This is a genomic window from Sporotomaculum syntrophicum (assembly GCF_009932395.1).
GTDB classification, from domain to species: Bacteria; Bacillota; Desulfotomaculia; order Desulfotomaculales; family Desulfallaceae; genus Sporotomaculum; species Sporotomaculum syntrophicum.
The window spans coordinates 1-848 of record NZ_LSRS01000030.1 but is presented as its reverse complement, the minus strand read 5'-3'; the positions used below and the strand labels follow the sequence as shown (position 1 = coordinate 848).

Here is an 848-nt window from a genome sequence, read left to right as displayed (position 1 = left end):
CGGGACCTACAAACTGGAACCCGGCGAATACACCTACACCATAAGCAAACCCGGCTACAAAGAGACAACCGGTACAATCACCATAACCGATCGGGACGAAACCATAACCGTAACCCTGGAAGAAATCAAGCAAAACAAGCAACAAGAAAAGAACAGGGACAATCACAAGAACCGGAAATAACGTCATTAAGCTTACAATTTGGGATCGATGGACGATGGACAGCATAAAAGACACACCGTATAACCTGGATTTAAGACCTATATTGACAAACATCCGGGGGAAGTATCCGGCCGGTTTCCTTTGGCCGGCTGGTTCTTTTACCGATAGGAGTTAAACACTCTATTTAATTTCAACTAATGAACAAAAATAAGAGAGGAGAAAACCCTGTGAAAGGTAATAAGAAGGTTGGGTTATGGTATAGCCTTTTACCGTTTGTACTAGGCATGTTTTTACTTGCCGGTGCATTAGTCCTGCAGGCACCTACAGACGCATTTGCTGCGGGTGGAGATATTACCATATCGGGGCCCGGGCTGAATAACCCGGAGCCTGTGACAATTACCCAGAATCAGCTCCGGGGCAATAATTCATTAACAGATGGAACATATTTAGAACAACAAGACATAATCTATAGCACTATTAATACTTGGCCTACCAAGAGCTGGTACAGGGGTGTAGGCGTCAAACTTGGTGATCTGTTAGAAGTAGCCGGAGGACTAAAACCGGAGGCAACGCAAATAAGATTTACATCCGGTGATGGCTTCAAAGCCACCTTTACGGTGCAGGAGCTTGTCTATGAACCCAGGTATATGTTTCCTAATTTCCTGGATACCGGTCTCCCAGGCCATCT

Annotated in this window: 2 protein-coding genes; both read left to right on the top strand. The window is 45.2% G+C overall.

Features of this window, described 5'->3' with window-relative positions:
- A partial coding sequence (locus SPSYN_RS15525; protein ID WP_161823389.1) for a PEGA domain-containing protein occupies positions 1 to 181 on the top strand: 181 nt, incomplete at its 5' end.
- A gap of 206 nt (positions 182 to 387) precedes the next feature.
- A partial coding sequence (locus SPSYN_RS15520; protein ID WP_161823388.1) for a hypothetical protein occupies positions 388 to 848 on the top strand: 461 nt, incomplete at its 3' end.